Raw genomic sequence first — 6,656 nt, forward strand, 5'->3', positions numbered from 1 at the left:
GGAAGGTACTACTTGTTTTTATTTAAGAACGAGAGACAAAACATACAATCTCCCTCTTTACGCAAACTACCAAACTGTAAATTACAAATGTGAAAACCTTCATGATATAAACGCGCTAAATTATCATAGCCTTCTCCAATATCAAGAAGTGTTTTTTTATCGACATTTATTTTACTTAAGTTTTCTTTATTGGCTTGTTTCTCACTTTTTGTCAATCGTTTTTCTAGTTGATGACGTAAATGCTCATTTTCTAGTTTTAGTGAATTATTTTCTTCAATCATATCGACTAGATGCTGTTTTAATTCCCCTAGTTGCTGATATAGCTGTCCGATTTGTTGCTCCATGTTACTTACCGAATCGAATAGATCCTTTTTATTCATATTGTCCACCTCGTTAATCCGCGGCTTTACTAGAGATAGCACCTTCTTCAATAATTTCATCTAACGTATATTCAACCACTCTTTGCTGTTTCGCTAACTCGATTTGAATAACTCGTTCCATTAAGTTCAAGCCGACGACTTTACCATCACCATGAGCCGTATTAATATATTCTCCTAAATCTGGTAACTGCTCTTTTGCACTTTCATACTCATCATTTTCATATTTTAAACAACACATTAATCTACCACATAAACCAGAAATTTTCGTTGGGTTTAGTGATAAATTCTGATCCTTTGCCATCTTAATGGAAACTGGATCAAAATCTCCTAAAAAGGTAGAACAGCAAAGCATTCGTCCACATGGACCAATCCCGCCTAACATTTTTGCTTCATCACGAACGCCAATTTGGCGAAGCTCAATCCGTGTTTTAAATATAGCAGCTAAGTCTTTTACTAGCTCACGAAAATCAATCCTGCCATCGGCAGTAAAGTAAAATATCACTTTATTCCGGTCAAATGTAAATTCGACATTGACTAACTTCATATCTAGTAAATGTTCTTCTATTTTTTGACAACCAATGTCATAGGCTTCCTTTGCATCTCTTCGATTTTCCTCGACTTGCAAACGGTCCTTTTCGTCGGCTATTCGAAGCACTTTTTTCAATGGTAATACTATATCTTCCTCGTCTACCTGCTTATTTGCAATGACGACTTTCCCAAACTCTATTCCACGAACCGTTTCCACTATTACATAATGATCCTTTTCGACCGTAATGCCATCTGGATCAAAATAATATATTTTTCCGGCTTTCTTGAAGCGCACACCAACTACATTATACAAAATTTGATCCCTCCTGCAGCTTAATTAAAAGCTGTTCCATTAAAAGTGGTCCGTTTACATTTGATTGTAATCTCTTTTTTGTTTCTAATATTGCTAGAATTTGATTTGCTAGTTTTTCTTTAGAAACCTGAAGGGCATTCTTTTGCCAATCATTTTTTTGATCTGGGTAGACGAGCATATCGTCACTATCCAGCTGTATATATAATAAATCCTTATAAATATAAAGAAGCATGTCCAAGCCTGTATCTATTTGTGATCTTTCCTTAAAATGGGATAACCAATCACTATGCAAAAATAATAATGCATCCATTAATTGATTTTTGCTTAGTATTTCATATAATTTTAACACTATTTTCTGTGCTTGTAAAAACCATTCGTCTTCCTTCATTTCCAATGCCTCTTCTACATTATTCGTTAAATGCGCATAAAGTGGGGCCTTTTCTGGTTTAACCCCTTTATTTACCAGTAATCGAATCATTTCATTTTTTGAAAGAGGCTTAAAGGAAACATGTTGACATCTCGAATAAATGGTCGGTAAAATTTTTTGGATATTTTCTGTAATAAGTATTGCTGTCGTCTTTTGATTTGGCTCCTCTAAAAATTTCAACAAACTATTGGCTGCATTTGTAGTCATTTGATCTGCACCAATTAACATATAAAATTTTTGTGACGATTCCATTCCTTTTTTTGAAAATTCCTGTTGTAACAAATGGATTTGTTCCTTTTTAATTGACGCGCCATCTGGCTCAACAATATGTAAATCCGGATGGTTCCCATGATTAATTCTTTGGCAATGAATACATTGCTCACATGGCTGAAATCCATCCTTAAGATTTAAACAAAATAAAGCTTTGGCAAAGTAGAGTCCAATCTCTTTCTTCCCAGTACCCCTCATTCCTTCGAAAAGGTATGCATGGGCAATCCGATCCTTGATCAAAGCATTTTTTATTAACTTCATTACCGTTGGCTGCAAATTATATAATTCATTCCAAGTATTTTCCATTCCTACCACTCTTCTTCATTTACTTTCCGGTTGCTGTTTTACGTATATAAGTTGATTAATAATCCTTTTATTTCTCCCAATAGCGCTAATATTTTCATATTCTTTTCTTGGCTAGCTAATAGTTCATCTGCCAATTGAACTAGCTTTTCATCAATAGTTTGTACAATTTTTAATATTCGGTTTTGCCCAAATTGATTCCACGACTGATTGCTTTGCATCTCCAAGCCATAGTCTATCGTTTCCTTTAGGAAACTTTGCACAAGACCCCGGTATTTAGCTAAATCACGGAAATTTTTCGATCTTGCTAACCGGTCCCCAGCCTTTTCTAGTTCAACTAATAGCTGTTGTAGCTGTCCCATTTGTAATTTTTCGTTTTGATTTTTCACTATTTCTTGGAAATTAACATTTCCCTTGGAAGGTACCTTTACTTCCTGATGCAATTGTTTCATCTTCACCGGATAGTCTTGATTTACTTTCATCCTGCTCCTCCATGTAATGGGAAATTATTTATTTTATAGAACGAATACAGAATTGAAGCAATCGGAAAGGTCCGATTGCCTCTTATAATATGAATAGTTTAAAAGTGTAGGAATTGCTCAACTGGAAGAACGAATACTGTTGCACCGCCAACCTCTACCTCTACTGGATATGGAATATAGGAATCTGCATTCCCACCCATTGGCGATACAGGGGCAACTAATTGCTCACGTGATTTACAATTTTCCTTAATAATACTCAATGCTTTTTCTACCCGAATATCATCTGTACCGATAATAAACGTAGTATTTCCTGATTTTAAAAATCCACCCGTACTTGCTAATTTTGTTGCTCGAAAATTGTTATCTACAAGCGCATTCAATAACCGGTTACTGTCTTGATCCTGAATTACGGCAAATATTAGTTTCATGCTCTGTACCTCCGTTCTATAAAATAAAATAAAGCAACTTGTCTTAACTTTATTATAACAATAAATAGCCTTTGAAAGAAGAAAAAGAACTTAATATCAAAAAATTAAATTGAATTTTTATAATTTTTAGATTCGTATTGTTATAGAAAATCGTACCGACTAAGTTCATATCAATCTAGACCTTCTACCTTATCCTATGTAATCGCCTATATTTTTGTTCATCAATTGAAACAGCCTTAAATCCTATAAGTATTTTTATCCAAATAATGGTTTCAAACTATTGAATAATACACTGAGAAGACCGGATATTCGTTGACTTTTGAAAGAAAAGGCAACGAATTCGGTCTGCAGGCTATTTACCAAAACTAAAATAAAGACCCAAGGAATAATTAAAACCATCCTCCTTGGGTCTTCAAACGCTGTAGATCAACAATTACTTTTAAGATAGCAACTTTTTAACGTTTTTGTACGCAGTCCATAATATATGCTTTTGCTGCTTTTTTTACTTCCTCTACCGTCTGATTTGCATCAATTTTTTTAATTCGATTTGGAAATTGTTCTGCAAGTGTTAAATAGCCTTCACGAACAAGCTTATGGAAGCTTAAACCTTCTAAATCAAGACGATTAACCTCTGAAGATCGATTTTTCTTAATCCTCGCTAATCCAATCTCAGGTTCAATATCAAAATATAAGGTAAGATTAGGCATTGTATTTTCAACAGCAAATTCATTAATGGCTAATACTTCCTCTACTCCGATTTTTCTCGCATATCCTTGATATACGATTGAAGCATCAATAAACCGATCACATAACACAATATCTCCTTTTTCCAGAGCAGGAACAACCTTTTGTACTAAATGCTGTCTTCGAGCTGCCGCATACAATAGTGCTTCTGTTTTCGGATCCATTTCCGTATGTGCTTTATCCAAAATAATATTCCGGATTTTTTCTGCAATTGGAATACCGCCTGGTTCCCTCGTTAAAATGACAGAATAGCCTTCTGTTTGAAGCTCCTCGGCAATTAATTGGATTATAGTTGTTTTCCCTGCCCCTTCTGGTCCTTCTACCGTTATAAATAGTCCTTTATTCATGCTATCCTCCAAGTTGTTTAAATGCTTGTCCATAAAGTATTGCTGTCTTCTTCGTAACATGTTGTTATTTAGAATTAGTTTGGAGATTAACAGATATATTATTTATCTTATTAAATATCAACAATCTTTTAGAAAACAGCTTAAAGTATTGTAATGTAAGGAATATACATTACTTATCGAAACAATACGATTTATATGAAACTCACATTTCATTTTTAACAATCATTATTTTTCTTTCTTTTATCCAATCTCCACCATGGAACTTTGCCCCAACCATTACTAATTTTTCTATTAATAAAATATGCTCGTCCACAATGATTTCACCCTTAAGAATTACCGGAATTCCCGGTGGGTAAGGGATGATATTTTCAAATGATATCTGACCCACTGACTGTTCAAATGGTACTACTTCTTTTTCCGTCTGATTTAATTTTTGATAATTCGCTTTGCTATGGGAAAGTCGAATCCCTTCATATTGTAATATATCCATATCAGAATTCCAATGTAACTTGGAATCTTGTAAAGATTTTATCGCTTTTTTTATACGAATAATTGTATCCTTTATAGGATATTCCACGCCACTCTTTAATAATGGAAAAATTAATAACACATTCCGTAAGTCTGCCAATTCTGCAAATATCGACTGTTCTTCAAGTGCTCTTTGTAGTGCGTAACCAGAAAATCCCATCGTTGACTGAATGGTAATTTTTAATGGATCGATGTAATATTCATGACCTTTTATAACAGTAATATCTTTAAGTTTATCCAATTCCTCCATAAACGAACGTATCTGACCCACTAAAAACTTCAGATCTTCTTTTGTATAGGAGGCAACGTAGCCCCTAGCATAATCAAGGGATGCCATAATCGGATAGGAAGGCGAACTGGACTGTAGCATGCGTAAATAGTCTTTTACTTTTTGAAGCGAAATCAAAGAGCTATTGAAATGCAAGTAAGAGCCCATTGTCATAGCAGGTAATGTTTTATGTGCAGAATGAACTACAATATCTGCACCATATTCCAAAGCAGATTTAGGAAATGGCTCTCCAATAACAAAATGAGCACCATGTGCCTCATCTACAAGTACCGGAATCGAACGCGAGTGTGCTAAATTTATAATTTCCTTTATCGAATAGTTAATCCCATAATAATTAGGATTTGTTAAAATAATGCCTTTTATATTTGGATATTTTTCAAGTGCTTCCTTAACAAAGCTTACTTCTACCTCACCAGATATTTGCCTTGTCTTATCAATATTAGGCGCAAGAAATATTGGCTGCACATTTGCCAGCTCTAAGCCATTCATTATTGATTGATGGGAATTTCGTTGTACTAATACTTCATCACCCTCACGGAAGGTAGCTAATATCATCGCAATATTTCCCACCGTTGAACCATTGACAAGAAAAAAACTACTATTCGTGTTGTAAAGGTCTGATAATAATTGCTGTGCTTCTTCAATCGCTCCCTCCGGTGCATGTAAATCATCTAATCTACTAAGCTCGGTTTGATCGATTTGCATAATTGCTTGGAAAAATGGAGTTATCTCTTGATCTTGTGATAAAAGCATACCATTTTTATGACCAGGTACATGAAAGGACACTGGTTGATTTTTATTATGATTTATTAATGCCTGAACTAACGGCATCATCATTTTCTTCTCCATAAATAAATTACTCCTTTATCTTAACAAAACAAAATAACCTATCGTAACATAGGCTATTAAAAGTAATCATATGAACTTATTTATCTTATTATACTCTAATTAACGATAATTACGAATCTCGATTTCCTAATTACTTATAAATATTAAGAATAAATACTAGTTGATTTTATCTTTTTCATTTGGTTTACATAAAATTTATACAGTGGTTGATCAGTCTCGGTTTGAACAATATCTTTTTCGCACTCTCGGCAAATAAAGGAATTATATAAAAAGTAACCATGTTCTTTTTGCTGTTCACATATAATACATTTTTCTTTATTGGTTTGGTTCAAATCTTCACTCATTTCTCCACCTCCGCACATATAGTATGTACTATGAAGCTAGTTTTTATTCAAAATGTTAAACTTATTTTTTCTGAGGATAATAAATTGCCGTCTATATAAATTATGTAAAGTTAAGTAGATTAGTGATTGTATATATAAAAAGCACAAGCTGAGAAATTATGAATTGTTATTGTAATTGAAGTCCGCCACACAATAAATATAATGTTAATCCTTCGGCTAACCCATCGTGTATCCAATCTATTTAGCTGATTACTCAATAACCTTATCGCATCAAAGAACAACCATCCTTTAGAAAAAACAAGCACAAAAAAAGAACAGCTTTATTTCAGCTGTTCTTCGCGCTGCCTGGCAACGTCCTACTCTCACAGGGGGAAACCCCCAACTACCATCGGCGCTGAGAAGCTTAACTTCCGTGTTCGGGATG

General features: G+C 34.1%; 8 protein-coding genes and 1 rRNA gene. All 9 read right to left on the minus strand.

All coding sequences use genetic code 11. The annotated features are described in order from the left end of the window. Nucleotides 1-8: 8 nt before the first annotated feature. A complete protein-coding gene (gene yabA / locus OEV98_RS17395) occupies nt 9-440 on the minus strand; it encodes a DNA replication initiation control protein YabA (protein WP_407676528.1) in 432 nt (143 codons plus the stop codon). Continuing rightward, nucleotides 394-1,221 carry a PSP1 domain-containing protein gene (locus tag OEV98_RS17400; RefSeq protein ID WP_263074625.1) on the minus strand — a complete coding sequence of 276 codons (828 nt, stop codon included), beginning with the start codon at nt 1,219-1,221 and terminating at the stop codon, nt 394-396. Before OEV98_RS17400 ends, yabA begins: the two co-directional genes overlap by 47 nt. Beyond that, entirely contained in the window at nt 1,214-2,224 is a 1,011-nt protein-coding gene (holB, locus tag OEV98_RS17405) for a DNA polymerase III subunit delta' (RefSeq protein WP_263074626.1), read from the minus strand. The genes OEV98_RS17400 and holB overlap by 8 nt, the downstream gene beginning before the upstream one ends. A 38-nt stretch (nt 2,225-2,262) precedes the next feature. Then, nucleotides 2,263-2,703 (minus strand): YaaR family protein, encoded by a 441-nt coding sequence (locus OEV98_RS17410; RefSeq protein WP_263074627.1) that lies wholly within the window; start codon nt 2,701-2,703, stop codon nt 2,263-2,265. Nucleotides 2,704-2,801: 98 nt separating this feature from the next. After that, nucleotides 2,802-3,131, minus strand: coding sequence for a cyclic-di-AMP receptor (locus tag OEV98_RS17415; protein ID WP_263074628.1), 330 nt, complete (start codon nt 3,129-3,131; stop codon nt 2,802-2,804). Nucleotides 3,132-3,586: 455 nt separating this feature from the next. After that, entirely contained in the window at nt 3,587-4,222 is a 636-nt protein-coding gene (tmk, locus tag OEV98_RS17420) for a dTMP kinase (protein ID WP_263074629.1), read from the minus strand. A 202-nt stretch (nt 4,223-4,424) separates the two neighbouring features. Continuing rightward, nucleotides 4,425-5,888 (minus strand): aminotransferase class I/II-fold pyridoxal phosphate-dependent enzyme, encoded by a 1,464-nt coding sequence (locus OEV98_RS17425; RefSeq protein WP_263074630.1) that lies wholly within the window; start codon nt 5,886-5,888, stop codon nt 4,425-4,427. A 143-nt stretch (nt 5,889-6,031) separates the two neighbouring features. Further along, nucleotides 6,032-6,232 (minus strand): sigma factor G inhibitor Gin, encoded by a 201-nt coding sequence (locus tag OEV98_RS17430; RefSeq protein ID WP_263074631.1) that lies wholly within the window; start codon nt 6,230-6,232, stop codon nt 6,032-6,034. Between the two features lie 343 nt (nt 6,233-6,575). Further along, nucleotides 6,576-6,656: ribosomal RNA gene (gene rrf, locus OEV98_RS17435) — 5S ribosomal RNA — on the minus strand; the annotation flags it as partial.

This window comes from Perspicuibacillus lycopersici (genome assembly GCF_025660475.1).
GTDB classification, from domain to species: Bacteria; Bacillota; Bacilli; order Bacillales; family Caldibacillaceae; genus Perspicuibacillus; species Perspicuibacillus lycopersici.

What these genes read in the sequence shown, in the direction of transcription:
- yabA (WP_407676528.1), bottom strand. Translation starts at nt 440, where the DNA reads ATGAAATTATTGAAGAAGGTGCTATCTCTAGTAAAGCCGCGGATTAAC.
- tmk (WP_263074629.1), bottom strand. Translation starts at nt 4,222, where the DNA reads ATGAATAAAGGACTATTTATAACGGTAGAAGGACCAGAAGGGGCAGGG.
- holB (WP_263074626.1), bottom strand. Translation starts at nt 2,224, where the DNA reads ATGGAAAATACTTGGAATGAATTATATAATTTGCAGCCAACGGTAATG.
- OEV98_RS17425 (WP_263074630.1), bottom strand. Translation starts at nt 5,888, where the DNA reads ATGGAGAAGAAAATGATGATGCCGTTAGTTCAGGCATTAATAAATCAT.
- OEV98_RS17415 (WP_263074628.1), bottom strand. Translation starts at nt 3,131, where the DNA reads ATGAAACTAATATTTGCCGTAATTCAGGATCAAGACAGTAACCGGTTA.
- OEV98_RS17410 (WP_263074627.1), bottom strand. Translation starts at nt 2,703, where the DNA reads ATGAAAGTAAATCAAGACTATCCGGTGAAGATGAAACAATTGCATCAG.
- OEV98_RS17430 (WP_263074631.1), bottom strand. Translation starts at nt 6,232, where the DNA reads ATGAGTGAAGATTTGAACCAAACCAATAAAGAAAAATGTATTATATGT.